13 protein-coding genes, 2 tRNA genes and 3 pseudogenes are annotated in these 15,150 nt (G+C 40.1%); 1 reads left to right on the forward strand and 17 read right to left on the reverse strand.

Annotation, left to right across the window (positions count from 1 at the left end):
• Positions 1-398: 398 nt before the first annotated feature.
• The 5 genes and pseudogenes from DFR63_RS08565 to DFR63_RS08585 form a co-directional block, all read right to left on the reverse strand.
• Positions 399-709: pseudogene (locus DFR63_RS08565) on the reverse strand (hypothetical protein).
• A gap of 333 nt (positions 710-1,042) precedes the next feature.
• Complete coding sequence (locus DFR63_RS08570; RefSeq protein ID WP_026859290.1) at positions 1,043-1,408, reverse strand: DoxX family protein; 366 nt, start codon at positions 1,406-1,408, stop codon at positions 1,043-1,045.
• 9 nt (positions 1,409-1,417) lie between these two features.
• Positions 1,418-2,422, reverse strand: a complete 1,005-nt coding sequence (locus DFR63_RS08575; protein ID WP_115885541.1) for an NADP-dependent oxidoreductase — start codon at positions 2,420-2,422, stop codon at positions 1,418-1,420.
• 3 nt (positions 2,423-2,425) lie between these two features.
• Complete coding sequence (locus tag DFR63_RS08580; protein ID WP_115885542.1) at positions 2,426-3,091, reverse strand: SDR family oxidoreductase; 666 nt, start codon at positions 3,089-3,091, stop codon at positions 2,426-2,428.
• Between the two features lie 21 nt (positions 3,092-3,112).
• On the reverse strand, positions 3,113-3,796 hold the full coding sequence (locus tag DFR63_RS08585; RefSeq protein WP_026859288.1) for a type 1 glutamine amidotransferase domain-containing protein: 684 nt from the start codon (positions 3,794-3,796) through the stop codon (positions 3,113-3,115).
• A 77-nt stretch (positions 3,797-3,873) separates the two neighbouring features.
• Between DFR63_RS08585 and DFR63_RS08590 the strand changes: the two genes are divergently transcribed.
• Positions 3,874-4,221: a MerR family transcriptional regulator gene (locus DFR63_RS08590; RefSeq protein ID WP_115885543.1), complete on the forward strand. Its 348-nt coding sequence runs from the start codon at positions 3,874-3,876 to the stop codon at positions 4,219-4,221.
• A 129-nt stretch (positions 4,222-4,350) separates the two neighbouring features.
• Here the strand turns inward: DFR63_RS08590 and DFR63_RS11940 are convergent.
• The 12 genes and pseudogenes from DFR63_RS11940 to dnaB form a co-directional block, all read right to left on the reverse strand.
• Positions 4,351-4,646: pseudogene (locus DFR63_RS11940) on the reverse strand (poly(glycerol-phosphate) alpha-glucosyltransferase); the annotation flags it as partial.
• Between the two features lie 206 nt (positions 4,647-4,852).
• A pseudogene (locus DFR63_RS08600) lies at positions 4,853-5,528 on the reverse strand (IS6 family transposase).
• A 146-nt stretch (positions 5,529-5,674) separates the two neighbouring features.
• Positions 5,675-6,154: a 23S rRNA (pseudouridine(1915)-N(3))-methyltransferase RlmH gene (rlmH, locus tag DFR63_RS08605; RefSeq protein ID WP_115885544.1), complete on the reverse strand. Its 480-nt coding sequence runs from the start codon at positions 6,152-6,154 to the stop codon at positions 5,675-5,677.
• Positions 6,155-6,469: 315 nt separating this feature from the next.
• Positions 6,470-7,258 carry an MBL fold metallo-hydrolase gene (locus DFR63_RS08610; RefSeq protein ID WP_115885545.1) on the reverse strand — a complete coding sequence of 263 codons (789 nt, stop codon included), beginning with the start codon at positions 7,256-7,258 and terminating at the stop codon, positions 6,470-6,472.
• A 5-nt stretch (positions 7,259-7,263) separates the two neighbouring features.
• Positions 7,264-8,001, reverse strand: coding sequence for a two-component system regulatory protein YycI (gene yycI, locus DFR63_RS08615; RefSeq protein ID WP_115885546.1), 738 nt, complete (start codon positions 7,999-8,001; stop codon positions 7,264-7,266).
• Positions 8,001-9,317 carry a YycH family regulatory protein gene (locus tag DFR63_RS08620; RefSeq protein WP_115885547.1) on the reverse strand — a complete coding sequence of 439 codons (1,317 nt, stop codon included), beginning with the start codon at positions 9,315-9,317 and terminating at the stop codon, positions 8,001-8,003. Before DFR63_RS08620 ends, yycI begins: the two co-directional genes overlap by 1 nt.
• A complete protein-coding gene (gene walK / locus DFR63_RS08625) occupies positions 9,310-11,160 on the reverse strand; it encodes a cell wall metabolism sensor histidine kinase WalK (RefSeq protein WP_115885548.1) in 1,851 nt (616 codons plus the stop codon). Before walK ends, DFR63_RS08620 begins: the two co-directional genes overlap by 8 nt.
• On the reverse strand, positions 11,161-11,862 hold the full coding sequence (gene yycF, locus DFR63_RS08630; protein ID WP_115885549.1) for a response regulator YycF: 702 nt from the start codon (positions 11,860-11,862) through the stop codon (positions 11,161-11,163).
• 118 nt (positions 11,863-11,980) lie between these two features.
• Positions 11,981-12,053: transfer RNA gene (locus tag DFR63_RS08635), tRNA-Asp, on the reverse strand.
• Positions 12,054-12,086: 33 nt separating this feature from the next.
• A tRNA-Glu gene (locus DFR63_RS08640) sits at positions 12,087-12,158 on the reverse strand.
• Between the two features lie 174 nt (positions 12,159-12,332).
• Positions 12,333-13,625 (reverse strand): adenylosuccinate synthase, encoded by a 1,293-nt coding sequence (locus DFR63_RS08645; RefSeq protein WP_115885550.1) that lies wholly within the window; start codon positions 13,623-13,625, stop codon positions 12,333-12,335.
• Between the two features lie 117 nt (positions 13,626-13,742).
• Entirely contained in the window at positions 13,743-15,131 is a 1,389-nt protein-coding gene (gene dnaB, locus DFR63_RS08650; RefSeq protein ID WP_115885551.1) for a replicative DNA helicase, read from the reverse strand.
• Between the last annotated feature and the right edge of the window lie 19 nt (positions 15,132-15,150).

Below are 15,150 nucleotides of genomic sequence, written 5' to 3' on the forward strand. Positions count from 1 at the left end.
TATTTTTCTATATCTTCAAGACTTTTGTCCCATCCCCTAATTTTTTGCATGCTTTATCTCACTGTCTCCTAGTTACATATTCATTTTAAGTATTATAGAATTGTAGTTAATAGATATAGTAGGAGAGATGATTATGGTAAGCTGCATAACAAAAACACGCACTAACGATAATACGCTTCTGGTTACCACATGGCGTATTGTGTCTTAACACGCATTACTTGTGATAAGCTTCTACGTATCGTTTAATGATGCGGTTTCTTTTTTATATTGTTTTATCGTCAATCTTAATCATGTAAATTAACTTTTGAATTAAATGCAGTATAAATTAATTTATGTAGCGAGACTACGAATTCAAAATGATTTTTATCCCACTTCTCATACATGCTTAGTATCCCATTTTATTCACTAATGATTTGTCCTTTGATGACATAATCCTTTTGGTTAACATAAAATCTCACCTCTTTATTTCCAATTTTATACATATATTCTTTGACTCAGGCTGATGTAGATGTATACTTTGGTTCACCTTAATGATTCAATAATTTTTTTGCTCACTGACTTACCATCTAATAAGAAGAAAATTACTTTGATTTTCTGTATAACCACTGTAACTATAATAAGGTTTCACAGATTCTTGCGCATGTGCTTGAGTGATATTAAATAATTCGGGCGTTACGAAAAAGCCCAAAACTAAACTACTAGCTAAAATAAAGTTAGAAACTTTTTTATAATAACCCTCTTCATATTTGTCTTATAGGTCCCGTTATTACATAAATGTCACAATGTTGCGATAGCATCACATGATAAAATACATTTTTTATGTTTTCTTACAATCATACACGCAAATTAACTTATGCTTTTCTTAATTTAGAAGCTTATCACTATAGAAAAATTTAAAAGTAAATGTCTGATATGAGTATATTTAAACAAAGAGCACATAAGCGTTGTCAAGGGAATCATTTGATATACGTCGATTTTAAGTATAAATATTAAAAAATCGCCTGGAACAAAAGTAATGTTCCAGGCGTGGCTATGATAAGTCTTATAATAGTTTCGCAAGTGCGACCATGACAAATTGTAATGGTAAACGAATGACATGCTGCTTAACACTATCTGTTTCATCTCTTTCATCTTTGTAAGAGATGTTCTTACGTGCAGCGTAAATATTTGCAGGAAATACGAGCCAAAGGAATCCTTGTACTACTTTTCTTACGCGTGATCTATTTTTAGCAACGAGTACATAAAAAGCAATTATAAATTCTAATTTGCCCGAATACTTAACTATTGCGTGTTTGAAAGGCAAATAGGACGGTACGATTTTTAAAAACATATCTTTATTTTTAAAGTGTGCAACACCACTTTTATAAAACAGTAAACTAAATATGAATTTTACGATGATATGTTTCATAGTCTTCACCTATTCTTCAGCGACTTTGACAACTTGTTTACCAAAATTCTCTCCTGTGAATAACTTTCTAAATGCAGAAGGTAAATTGTCAAAACCTTCATCTATCGTCACTTCAAATTTAATTTTACCTTCAGACACCCATTGTGCGAGTTGTTCGCTTGCTTCTTTAAAATGATCAGCGAATTGTGCTACTACAAAACCTTGCATCAATGCTTGATTTTTAATCAACGTTCCTTGGATACGTGGTCCAATATCGTCTTTTTCATTATTATATGCTGAAATTGCACCACATACCGGAACGCGTGCAAATCGATTTAAGTGTTTAAACACTTCATCAGAAATTGCGCCGCCTACATTTTCAAAATACACATCAATACCATCTGGTACAGCCGCTTCAAGTTGCTGTGCGAAATCATCTTGTTTATAGTCAATGGCCGCATCAAATCCTAATTCATCTGTTAAATATGTTGTTTTCTGCTTACCACCAGCAATACCGACAACTTTTGCACCTTTAATCTTAGCAATTTGTCCTACGACAGAGCCTACTGCACCTGATGCAGCTGACACGACAACCGTCTCGCCAGATTGTGGTTGACCAATTTGAAGCAATCCTGTATAGGCCGTCATTCCCGGCATGCCTAAAACACTCAAATATAAATGTAATGGTACATCTTTTGATGGCACAGGGGTCACATCGTCTCCATTCACTGTATTTATCTTTTTCCATGGTAATATGCCTGTGACATAATCGCCGACAGATAGACGTTCATCGTTCGATTGTGTGACTTTTCCAACAATATGACCTTGTAATGGCTCATTCACTTGGAAAGGTTGAACATAACTTTTTGTATCATTCATTCTGCCTCTCATGTAAGGATCTACAGATACATAAATGGATTCTACTTGAACCTCACCTGCATGTGGTTCTCGAGTTTCTATTGTTTCAAATTTAAATACATCGTCTTGAGGGATACTTTGTGGTCGTTTTGCAAGTACAACTTGTTGATTATTCATTTATTATTCCTCCAGATATTTAGTCGTAGCGTCTGATAATGACAAATCACCATTGATGATTTGGAATTCGTGACCTTGTAATGCTTCCTCAGTTAATACAGAAACAAGCACTTCTGCTACATCTTCTCTTGTAATAGACGGATTTTGTATATTTTCAAATTGCGCACTTATATTGAATTGTTGCGTTTCATGTTCGTTTGTTAAAGCGCCTGGATGCACAATGGTATATTTTAAATTTGCATGTCTTAAGTAGTCATCCGCATAATGCTTAGCAATGGTATATGGTTTCAAGTCGCCTGACGCATCAAACGCTTCTCGACGTGAGTCGTACGTTGATACCATAACAAAATGTTGACGACCGACGTGTTCACTTGCTTTAATTGCTTTCACTGCACCGTCTAAATCTACTATGATTGTTTGATCGTGACCTGTACTTCCACCAGAACCGACGGAAAAAAGGATTTGATCATACGGTTTAAATAATTCTATTAATTCATCAATAGATTGTTTTGCAACATCAATGTAAGTTGCATCAATACCATCTGCTTTTAAAACTTCAACTTGTTCTTCTTTTCTAACACCGGCAGTGAAGTCAACGTTTCGTGCTTTGAGTTTGCGTACGAGATGTTGACCAACGCCACCATGAGCGCCAATTATTAATGATTTCATGTGTATCGCTCCTCTTTAAAATTATTGATTAGCTAAGATTTTTAAAACATGTTCAGCAACTGCATGTCCTGATTGAGGATTTTGACCAGTGACAATGCGACCATCTACGACTGCGAAATTACTCCAGTCATCCTCTTTTCTAAAATGTGCACCGTTACTAATAAATTCGTCTTCTAATAAATATGGCATGTATTCAGTTGTACCATTTGCTTGTTCTTCACTATTTGTAAAACCAGTCACGTCTTTATGACGAACGAGGTAATCGCCATTTTCTTTAATGTCGAGTAGACCAGCCGCACCATGACATACAGAAGAGAGAACGCCTTGGTTATTGTAAATACTTAACGCAATGTCGTTAAGATCTTTGTTATTTCTTAAATCCCAAATCGCACCATGTCCACCTGCAAAGTAAATGGCTTGATAGTCGCTAGGATTAACCTCTTTTGGAGATAACGTTTGTCCAAATTGATTCATATAATCGTGATCCGTATAATATTTCCAGTCCTCAACACTCATCATTTCAGGGCTAAGACTGACAGGATCAATAGGTACATATCCACCGTTCGGACTTACGAAATCAACATCATAACCTGCATCATAGAAGTCTTTCGCAAAATGCGTAACCTCTGAGAACCACGCACCTGTAGGTCTGTCTAAATTATCGTATTTCGCAATGTTTGTTACAACAATTAAAGCTTTTTTCATTGTATTTCCTCCTCATTCATGTTTATATAGAGTACAATATCAGTTAAACCTTGGTTTAAGAGAAAGGATATGCTTACATGAAACAATATTACATTGAATATATCTCTGATTATTGCAATATACCTAAAAGCAAACTGCGTTATTACGAGAAAAAGAGTATCTTGAAACACATCGACAGAGATAGCAATAACAAGCGCTTATACACAGACGACGATATCGAAATGATTAAATTTATCCAGTGCCTAAGCAATTTGAATATGCCATTAAAAGAAATCCGAAAAAACACAGACATGCTTTATCAAAACCAAATAGATGTCCCAAGCGTGTTACGCGCACACCTAGAATTCTTGAATGAACAACGGAATTTGATTAGTAAACATATCGACTTAATTGAACAAGAATTACAAACTGCTATGACCGAGTGACGAAGGAAAATGGATGTGTGCATTAAAAGAACGATGAGAAGAATACGGAGGGATAGTGAATGAATAAGCATAAGGAAATTGTAGATTTTAAAGGTGGAGTGCGTAGATAAAGGGCGATAGGTGGATAGGCAAAGCTGGAATGAATTTTTCTTCATCTACATAAGTTTCAATAAGTTCAGCATAGCCTGTCTTTTTTGCTTTTTCTACTAATAATAAGTCGCCATTAACATTTCTAAAAATGTTGGGAATGACGTTTCCCTTTGTTGCATATAATCTAAATAACTGGATACGGTCTGAATGCCAAATTTATAATATTTCTCTTGTGGGGCAATTTGTATCAATTCATTTGTACAATATCCTAACCAGTGATCATGATATTTCCAGTATTTTTTCTCTATAAACATTTCAAATAACATTTTGACAGTATTAAACAATTATATTCTTAGCTATCTCACAAACATTTTTTTATATATAAAATTTTTGTTTTTCCCTATTAAAGTCTTCTGACAATGAAACTTTTAACAAATTAGGGAATATACTTAATAAAAACAGTCCTATTCGTACCGTAAAGGGTTCTGTTGCAAAGTTGAAAAATAAATGTCTAATCTCAATTTTAAAATAATACTTTGTGTTAACTTGTTAGCATGATGCTAATTTCATGGCATGGCGAAAATCCGTAGATCTGAAGAGACCTGCGGTTCTTTTTATATAGACCGTAAATATATTCAATACCTTTTAAAGTATTCTTTGCCGTATTGATACTTTGATATCTTGTCTTTCTTACTTTAATATGACGGTGATCTTGCTCAATGAGGTTATTCAGATATTTCGGTGTACAATGACAGTCTGGATTCAGTTTAAACGCTTTAATGACTTTAACCATTGCGACCTTCGTTGAAGGTGCCTGATCTGTAATCACCTTTTGAGGTTTACTAAACTGTTTAATGAGACGTTTGATAAACGCATATGCTGCATGATTATCTCGTTGCTTACGCAATCAAATATCGAATGTATGTCACTCTGCATCAATGGCACGATATAAATAGCTCCATTTTCCTTTTAGTTTGATGTATGTCTCATCAATACGCCACTTATAATAGGCTTTTTTATGCTTTTTCTTCCAAATCTGATACAAAATTGGGGCATATTCTTGAACCCAACGGTAGACCGTTGAATGATGAACGTTTACATCACGTTCCCTTAATAATTCAGATATATCACGATAACTCAAATGCATATCTTAGATAGTAGCCAACGGCTACAGTGATAACATCTTTACTGAATTGCTTATATCTGAAATAGTTCATACAGAAGACTCCTTTTTAGTAAAATTTTACTATAAATTCAACTTTGCAACAGAACCCTATTTCACTTGTCATTGTTAATCACTTCTGATTTCCAAATAAATTAAAGGACTCTAATGTCTGATTAACTTTTTCAAGAAAAAACCTCATCACTTATGATAACTCTCATTCCTCAATATCTTATTCACCCTGAACAGCTGCTCCAGCAGCATGACTTTCATCATTTGATGAGGGTAGGTGAGAGAGCCGAAACTGATCTCCTGATTACTGCGTTTTTTCACCGCATCTCCAATTCCGTTGCTCCCGCCGATTACAAACACCACATCGCTTTTCCCGATATTCATCCAGCGCTGATATTCCCGTGCCAATTTTTCACTCGTATATTCTTTACCATTAATCTCCAGCGTCACCACATGCTGCGTTTCTTTTATTTTCGATAAAATTCTCTCTGCTTCTTTATCTTTAATCTGCTCCAGATCTTTCTCGCCCGCATTATTCGGTTCTTTCTCATCCGCTACTTCAACCAGTTCAATTTTTGCATATTTACTTATTCTTTTTTGATATTCTTTTACTGCATCCAGCCAGTATTTTTCTTTCAGTTTTCCCACTGTTATCATCGTCAGTTTCATCTGTTTCACCTTCGCTTTTCCTGTCTTTTTTTCAATTATACATAACTGTGGACAAATTCGTATATTTACTGCAATTTTATTAGTTATGCACGGGTTATCCACAGCCTGTTGATAACTTTTTAGCACTAAAACGCATGATTCCGCTCTTTTTTCGTACTAATTCCTGCATATTTTATGTATTTTCTCGTCTTCCACACACTTATCCACGCTTTCATCCCACTTATACACAAGTTCTCACCAAACCTGTGGATAACTTGTTAACAGCCATAAAAATAGACCAAATTGCGCTGTTTTTCTCACAATTTGGTCTTCTTTTTATACCTGATAAATTTCGGTCGGTACCGCCTTATCTGTATCGCATATCATTATACCGTTGTGCGTATCGATGTCGTGCTGGTTCAGTATTTGTTCTACACTCATACGCGCCAGTTCTTTAATGTTATTATCCAGACTTAAATGTCCTAAATAAATACGTTTTGTATTGCTCGTTATAACGTCCTTCATTGCATGCGCTGCATCTTCATTTGATACGTGGCCGACGTCTGATAAAATACGCTGCTTTGTATTCCACGGATATCTTCCCATCCGGAGCATATCCACATCATGGTTGGATTCAAAAAGGAAGACGTCACTTTCTTTAATGATGCCTTTCATCGTATCTGATACGTATCCTGTGTCCGTAATCAGCGAAATTTTCTTGTTGCCTTTGGAAAATGTATAAAATTGCGGGTCAATCGCATCGTGCGACACGTTAAATGATTGAACATTTAAGCCGAGGATTTCTTTTTCTTCAAGCGCGTTGAAGTGAAATTTCTGGTCTGAATTAATAATGATATCTTTACGCTCAATAGCATCCCATGTCTTTTCATTAGCATAAATAGGTATATCGTATTTTTTCGCAATCACTTTCAAGCCTTTAATATGGTCTACATGTTCATGTGTAATGAAAATCGCATTTATATCATGGAGTGATTTACCTATTTGATTGAGCGTTTCATCAGTTTTTTTACATGACAGCCCGACGTCTACAAGTACACTTCCTTCTTCTGTTTCAATGAATGTACTGTTGCCTGTTGAGCCGCTTGCTAAGACGCTCATCTTCATTCCGTTCACTCTCTTTCAATAATATCTTCTGTCTGACTCAGCGCATCGATGTACAGTATACGTTCAATGCCTTCATCAGTAATTTCAAACTGCCATTTCGGGCGCATCATAATCTGGTCATCTTCTTCCAGTATGATGTAGTAGCCGAGGACCGCACTTTCTATGACTGCATTATCAGTAATATTTTCCTGTATATACAGTTCCTCAACAATCACTTTCGGATGACGCACATTCTGTTCCACAGCATAATCGCTTTCTTCGATGTTCTCTACATAGCCCTGAGTCATACTTCCTGATTCTTCGCTGAAGTACAGTCTTGCTGCTTCGTGGCTGAAGATTGGATAACCATCGTAATGCTGGTTAAATGTTATCGTATCCGGCGTGCTCATTACTTTATCATAATGGTATTCCTCGCCTCTGTAAATCGAATTGTCTTTGTAAGTCTTCAAACCTTCCGGAGCAAAAGTTACCTTGTCGTCGAGCGGCAGGGTCAGCACCGTATCGTTTTCCGACATATCTTCTTCGTGGTCAAGTTCTGCCGGATCACCGATAATAATCTGCATCTGGACGTTTTCAAATCCATCCAGTGCACTGGTGTCGATATTCGTTTCCGACAGGACATTCGTCGTATCTGCCAGTTCTCTGACTTCTTCATTCGATTCGTTGTACAAAATATAAATAAGGACTAAATTCATCAGCAGGAAGGCAGCTATAAAAAGGGATTTTGTTAATTTCCAATCCATCAGGACAGCCCTCCCTCATTGAATTTCATCCACGCACCGTCATATTTAACATACCATTGCGGCGTATAATCGATAAACTCCAGATCCGTTTCCTCATCAGCATAAGTCATATCATAACCAAGAACGATTTTAGATACTTTCTGCAGATCAAAATTGCCATGCAGCGCAATCTGGTAGCGGACATTTTCAATATCTAAGAGTTCCACTTCTTCTTCATCCGATACTTTTGCATTGGTCTGTATCAGCGGCCGCGTATATTCATAGACTGAATTCGCGCCGTATTTTACAGTAATCGCAGTGCTCAGTCCTTCGCTGAAGACGACACGTCCGTTTAGGGTCGAACGGAAGGTCGCTGCATTTTCGCTCGCTGTATAATCAAAAAGCACATTGTTCTGAGACAGCCCGTTATGCGAGTTTAAGAAGTAGTATATATCCTGAATTGTCCGGTGGTTATTGCCGCTCGAAGCAGTCGATTCATTAAGATTTGTATAAGTGTACTCATACGTTTCTGTATTATATGTAGCAATATGATTTTCATCTTCATAAATTGCTACATCTCCTTGCGACGGGCTTTCCATCGGAGAATCTAAAAATAATATACGGTTCATAACATCAGTATTAACCTGGGTTATCATAAATCGTTCAGTATTAATTTCACCTGGTGAAGACGGCCCGTAAATTGCTGTCTTGTTATTCGATGTCTGCTGGTTGGTAATAATCGGTGTATAAGCTTCGAAAGTATCGCTGTATGATTCAACATGTCCTTTTAAAAAGTCAGCAGCAATATCGGTTTCAACGACTGCAACTCTCGAACGGTTTTCATCAATCAGGTTAAAGACAACGTTAGCTTCTTTCATATCAACCACGATGCGGTCAAAAGAAAAATCGGGCAGAGTGGAGTCGTGCGACAGGCCGAGTGTCTGAAACAGGGATTTTGAGGGCACATCTGAGAAATAATCGATGATTAGAAACTCTTCCTCATTATTTTCTTCTCCTCTGACATTCAGACGGTTGAGACTGTTATACACATTCATGCTCGTAATATTCGAACCTTCCAGGTTCTTCCGGAGGCCGATTAAAGTCCTCGGATCCGTCGTGCCGCGCGTATTGTTTTCACCTTGTATCCAGACCAGCTGATACGTACTCATAACCTGTTCAAAAGATACGCTCTCACCCTGGCCGATATTCGTCGTTCCTTCAATTGTTGTGTCAATTTGAGAAAACTCCGGTTCGTAACTCCAGACGAGATAGGTCAGTACTGCACTCGAAGCAACGATGACGATTAACAGGATGGATTTCAGCCATTCTTTATACATCCCACTCATCCTCCTCTATCACTTCACAAGGCAAGTTGATAAAGATTGTTGTCCCTTCATTTTCTACGCTGTTTGCCCATATTTTACCGTTATGTGCTTCGACAATCTCTTTCGAAATTGCAAGCCCGAGACCTGTGCCGCCCATTTTACGCGCACGGCCTTTATCCACTCGGTAAAAACGGTCAAAAATCCGCTCTACTTTATTATTCGGTATGCCAAGTCCGTAGTCTTTTATACGTATCGTCATCCGGTTATATAAAGTATTCTGCTTCAGGTGAATATCGACGCGTTTCGGTTCGCCATGCTGATATTTAATCGCATTGGACAGAACATTATCCAGCACCTGTCCCATTTTATCCACTGAGATATCAGTGAAGAGGGGAGCATCCGGAATATGGCGGGTGAACACAACATCCTCTTTGTGAGTCATCTCAAAACGGTCGATTACACGGTTAATAAAGAGTTTAAAATCAACCACTTCTTTTTGAATTTCTTCTGCATCGTTATCCATACGCGATAATTGCAGCAGGTCTTCGACAAGACGTCCCATCCGGTCGGTCTCAGCACGTGTTACGCTCAGGAATTTAGGTGCGATTTCTTCATCCTGCCATGCACCTTCCTGGAGTGCTTCAATATAACTCCTCATGGAAGTCAAAGGTGTGCGCAGTTCGTGCGACACGTTGGCAACGAATTCCCGGCGTTCAGCATCGATGCGTTCCTGTTCTGTAACGTCATGCAGTACAGCGATATAACCGTTGATAAATCCGGTGTCTGTAACGATTGTAGAGAAGTTAACGCGTAACGTCGTTGCTTCATCTGCAGTATCGATAAAGATTAAATGACTGTCGTTTGCTTCCTGGATAATGTCTTCCAGATTCAATTCTTCACCGAGACGCAGCAGCTCCAGCATATTTTTGCCGTGCAGCTCGTCCGAATCCATACTTAAATTAAGCATGCCGACTGCCATTTCATTAACGATACGGATGCGTCCTTTTCTGTCCGTGGCGATAATACCATCCGACATATGGGTAATTACCGAGTCGAGACGTTTTTTTTCACTTTCGGTGTTCGCCTGGGCTTCCTGCACTCTTTTTGACAGAATGTTAAAACTGCCGGCCAGCTGGCCTATTTCATCATCACTGTAAATCTGAACGCGTGATGTATAGTCACCTTCAGACATCAGGAGCGCCTGGTTTCTCATATCTGTAATCGGCTTCGTAATCGTCCGCGCGACAAAGATACCGAGAATACTCGTAATCACCAAAGAGAATAGGGTGGCGATAATAAATGTATTGTTAATCGCTTCAAGCTGCATATATATGCTTTCAACATTTGACTCAACGTAAATAACACCGGCCACTTCATCATTGACGGCGACCGGCTGATTTAAAATCCATACGCGCTGATTGTCTTTATCGACGTTGACGAAAATTTCATCATTTGCGATGCCGGACTCGAGAGCATCCTGCGACATCGGTTCATTGATGCGGGAGCCGACGAGCGACTCGTTTGATATTCTGCTCGTCCCGACGAGAATATTATCTGTATTTATATAGCGGATTTCTTCTATTTCAGGACGGTTGCCGTAATCAGCCAGCAGGCTTTGAATTTCTGCCCGCATCTGCTCACGGTCATCTCCCGTTTCCTCGAAAATCTCTTTAATACGTGTATCAATCAGAGTGACCTGCGAATCGATATTATTTTTAAAGTTCCCCGTTAAATCACGCTCCAGACTATTGGTAAAATACAAGCCGATAATCTGCATTCCGATAATAATCAGAAGCATGTATATCATTACCAGTTTAAACTGGAGCGACTGCAGGTTTTTTAAAAACTGCTTCATCTAGTCATCACCTTTAATATAATACCCGACGCCGCGGCGTGTCATGATGTATTCCGGATGACTTGGATCGTCTTCGATTTTTTCTCTTAAACGGCGCACCGTAACATCCACCGTCCGCACATCGCCAAAGTAATCATAGCCCCATACTGTTTCAAGCAGGTGTTCGCGTGTCATGACCTGGGATTTAAATTTTGCCAGATATAAAAACAGCTCAAATTCGCGATGGGTCAAATCGATATCTTTACCGAATTTCTTAATCGCATAAGAGTCGGGGATAACAGTAATATCCCGAATATATATATTTTTATCTTCCGGTTCGTCTTCTTTCGTACTTACCGTATTATTGCGTCGTAAATTCACTTTCACACGGGCGATTAACTCACGCGTGGAGAAAGGTTTTGTCACATAATCATCCGCACCGAGCTCAAGTCCCAGCACTTTATCTATTTCGGAATCTTTGGCGGTAAGCATAATAATCGGCATATCGTGTTTTTTACGAACTTCGCGGCACACTTCCATGCCGTCTATACCAGGCAGCATAATATCAAGAAGAACAAGATCCGGCACTATATCCAAGATCAGTTCCAAGGCATCATTGCCGTCATAGGCGCAGTGAACTTCGTATCCTTCTTTTTGCAGATTAAATTCGAGTATATCTGCAATTGGTTTTTCATCATCAACAACAACTATTTTCTTGGCCATTTAGATGTCCCTCATTTCACGTGTACATATTTTGTACATAAACTTATCCATCTTTAAATGTATCACTTTTCAGACAAATAAAAAAGTCTGCCAGCATAAATGCTGGAGACTTTATTGACGGTCCCGACGGGAATCGAACCCGCGATCTCCTGCGTGACAGGCAGGCATGTTAACCGCTACACCACGGGACCAGTTTATATACAGTTTTATAATCAGAAGAAAAGTGACCCGTACGGGACTCGAACCCGTGTTACCGCCGTGAAAGGGCGGTGTCTTAACCGCTTGACCAACGGGCCATGGTAAATATTATGCGATTTGCACAAGATTTATTATAACATGATTGTGAATTTGAATACAACACTTATTTTGGAATAATGTTGCGGACGGAGCGGCTCATGCTCAAAATCATCTCACAACCCGACCAATTCAAAAAATACCGGACATAATCATGCCCGGTATTCATATCAATATTACTTCTCATCCCAGAAGTTTTTTAACAGGTTTGTCTGGTTTCTGTCCGGTCCAACAGAGAAGATAGATGCTTTCACACCGCAGAGCTTCTCAATTTCACGCAGGTAGTTATATGCGTTTTCCGGCAGTTCTTCCAGTGTTTTCACATCGGTAATGTCTTCTGACCAGCCCGGCATTTCTTTATAAATTGGTTTCGCGCGTTTTAAATCTTCCAGTGTTGCTGGGTATTCTGTAATTTCAACGCCGTCGATTTCATAAGCAGTACAGATTTTAACTGTTTCAAGTCCGCTCATTACGTCGATTGAATTTAGCGACAGATCTGTAATACCGCTGACGCGTCTTGAGTGGCGGACTACGACTGAGTCGAACCAGCCTACACGGCGCGGACGTCCTGTTGTCGTACCGTATTCACGGCCGACTTCACGGATGTGGTGGCCATCTTCGTCAAACAGCTCAGTAGGGAAGGGACCGTCTCCAACGCGTGATGTATATGCTTTACATACACCGACTACATTTTTAACATGTGCAGGGCCGACACCGCAGCCGACAGTAACATTTCCTGCTACCGGGTTGCTTGATGTAACGAACGGGTATGTCCCGTGGTCAACGTCGAGCATGACACCTTGTGCACCTTCAAACAGAACATTTTCACCTTCAGTGAAAGCATCGTCGAGCAGTTTGGCAGTATCGCATACGTAAGGTGCCAAACGTTCTGCAGCAGCTTTATACGGTGCGTAGATTTCATCAAATGTGAATCCTTCGTGATCATATAATGCTTTCAGCATATGATTTTTCAGTTCCAGATTTTCTTTCAGGCGGCGTTTAAATACTTCATCGTCGATCAGGTCAGCCATACGGATACCAATGCGCTGAACCTTATCTACGTACGATGGGCCGATACCGCGTTTAGTCGTACCGATTTTATTATCGCCGCGTGCTTCTTCTTCCAGTTCATCCTGTGTAAGGTGATAGGGAAGTATAACCTGAGCGCGGTTTGAAATACGCAGATTGTCCACGCTGATTCCGCGTTCAAGCAGACCGTCCAGTTCCTTTATAAGAGATAACGGGTCAATCACGACACCGTTGCCGATTAGAGATAGTTTATCTTCGTAGAAAATTCCTGATGGTACGAGGTGAAGTTTGTAAGTTTCCCCGCCAAATTGAATCGTATGACCTGCGTTGTTTCCACCTGAAAATCGTGCAATAACGTGTGCATCTTCCGACAGGAAGTCCGTAATCTTACCTTTACCTTCGTCTCCCCACTGTGTTCCAACAACTACTGTTCCAGACATATGATTGCCCCCAAATGATTGATTAATTTTACCGTTACCAATGTTACCAATAATCTTTACAAAAATCAACGAAAGTCCGAACGTTTTTCGTTGGACTATCGAAAAACATTCGGACTTCTATGCCGGCGGTATATAATTATCGTCAAAATCACGTGTATCCTGGTCAAAAAAGCTACTATAGGATTTATTGAAAATTAATTTAACCGTTCCTGTCGGACCGTTACGGTGTTTCGCTAAAATAATCTCTATTTCATCCTGAACGCTTTGTGCGCCTTCTTCTTCATCCTCGCCGTCACCGCGGTTGTAATAGTCATCGCGGTACAGGAAGGCAACGATATCCGCATCCTGTTCGATGGAACCTGATTCACGCAGGTCACTCATCATCGGACGCTTATCCTGGCGCGATTCAACACTACGCGAAAGCTGACTCAATGCGATTACCGGACACTGCATTTCACGGGCGAGACCTTTCAGCATCCGGGAAATTTCCGAAACTTCCTGCTGGCGGTTTTCTCCCTGGCGGCTGCCGGATCCCTGAATCAGCTGCAGGTAATCGATAATCACCATATCAAGTCCGTGTTCCTGTTTTAAGCGCAGGCATTTCGCACGGATTTCATTCACGCGGATACCTGCTGAGTCATCGATAAAAATCTTCGAATTGGCGAGTGTCCCGATAGCTGTCGTGAAGTTATCCCAATCCTGGTGGTCGAGCGAGCCCTGACGCAGTTTCGTCGCGTCAATCATACCCTGGCTTGAAATCATTCTGCTGACGAGCTGGTCAGCTCCCATTTCAAGGGAGAAGACCGCTACGGTGTAGCCGTCCGGCGACGTGCCGACATGGCCTGCAATATTTAAAGCAAAGGCTGTCTTACCCATCGAAGGGCGGGCGGCTAGAATAATTAAGTCGTTGCGGCCGAAGCCCGACGTCATAAAATCGAGATCGCGGTAGCCTGTCGGAATACCGGTAATGCCCGAATTATTTCCTGCGAGCGCTTCGATTTGTTCGTAAACTTCGTGCACGACTTCTTTCATCGATTTGAAACCGTCGCTGCGGCGTCCTTCTGATACACCCATAATACGGGATTCAGCTTCCGCCAGCAGCTCGTTAATATCTACTTCATTCTGGAAGCCGTCGCTCGCAATTTCATCAGCCACGCTGATGAGTTTTCGGCGCAGCGACTGCCGTGCAATAATATCTGCATAGAACTGCCAGTTGCGGCTCGTCGGTGTGACATTCGACAGTTCACCCAGATAACGCGGATTTACCGTATTATTCAGCTCATCCATACTGCGCAGTTTATCGGTAATCGTCACGACATCGAGCTCGGCATTTTCTTCTGACAGAAGCATCATCGCACGGAAAATCTGCTGGTGCTCCGGACGGTAAAAGTCTTCTGGTGCTATAATTTCAGTGACATTTAAAAAAATGGAGGAATCGATGAAGATTGCCCCAAGCACCGATTGTTCTGCATCATTATCATGCGGCATTTGGCGATTCATTTCCATTATCGATTCCTCCTGTTAT

The organism is Jeotgalicoccus halotolerans (genome assembly GCF_003387165.1).
GTDB lineage: Bacteria > Bacillota > Bacilli > Staphylococcales > Salinicoccaceae > Jeotgalicoccus > Jeotgalicoccus halotolerans.

Bases quoted from the DNA above. Each gene is read 5' to 3' on its own strand.
- yycI (WP_115885546.1), bottom strand. From the start codon at position 8,001: ATGGATTGGAAATTAACAAAATCCCTTTTTATAGCTGCCTTCCTGCTG.
- yycF (WP_115885549.1), bottom strand. From the start codon at position 11,862: ATGGCCAAGAAAATAGTTGTTGTTGATGATGAAAAACCAATTGCAGAT.
- DFR63_RS08645 (WP_115885550.1), bottom strand. From the start codon at position 13,625: ATGTCTGGAACAGTAGTTGTTGGAACACAGTGGGGAGACGAAGGTAAA.
- DFR63_RS08620 (WP_115885547.1), bottom strand. From the start codon at position 9,317: ATGTATAAAGAATGGCTGAAATCCATCCTGTTAATCGTCATCGTTGCT.
- DFR63_RS08585 (WP_026859288.1), bottom strand. From the start codon at position 3,796: ATGAAAAAAGCTTTAATTGTTGTAACAAACATTGCGAAATACGATAAT.
- DFR63_RS08570 (WP_026859290.1), bottom strand. From the start codon at position 1,408: ATGAAACATATCATCGTAAAATTCATATTTAGTTTACTGTTTTATAAA.
- DFR63_RS08590 (WP_115885543.1), top strand. From the start codon at position 3,874: ATGAAACAATATTACATTGAATATATCTCTGATTATTGCAATATACCT.
- DFR63_RS08610 (WP_115885545.1), bottom strand. From the start codon at position 7,258: ATGAAGATGAGCGTCTTAGCAAGCGGCTCAACAGGCAACAGTACATTC.
- walK (WP_115885548.1), bottom strand. From the start codon at position 11,160: ATGAAGCAGTTTTTAAAAAACCTGCAGTCGCTCCAGTTTAAACTGGTA.
- dnaB (WP_115885551.1), bottom strand. From the start codon at position 15,131: ATGGAAATGAATCGCCAAATGCCGCATGATAATGATGCAGAACAATCG.
- DFR63_RS08575 (WP_115885541.1), bottom strand. From the start codon at position 2,422: ATGAATAATCAACAAGTTGTACTTGCAAAACGACCACAAAGTATCCCT.
- DFR63_RS08580 (WP_115885542.1), bottom strand. From the start codon at position 3,091: ATGAAATCATTAATAATTGGCGCTCATGGTGGCGTTGGTCAACATCTC.
- rlmH (WP_115885544.1), bottom strand. From the start codon at position 6,154: ATGAAACTGACGATGATAACAGTGGGAAAACTGAAAGAAAAATACTGG.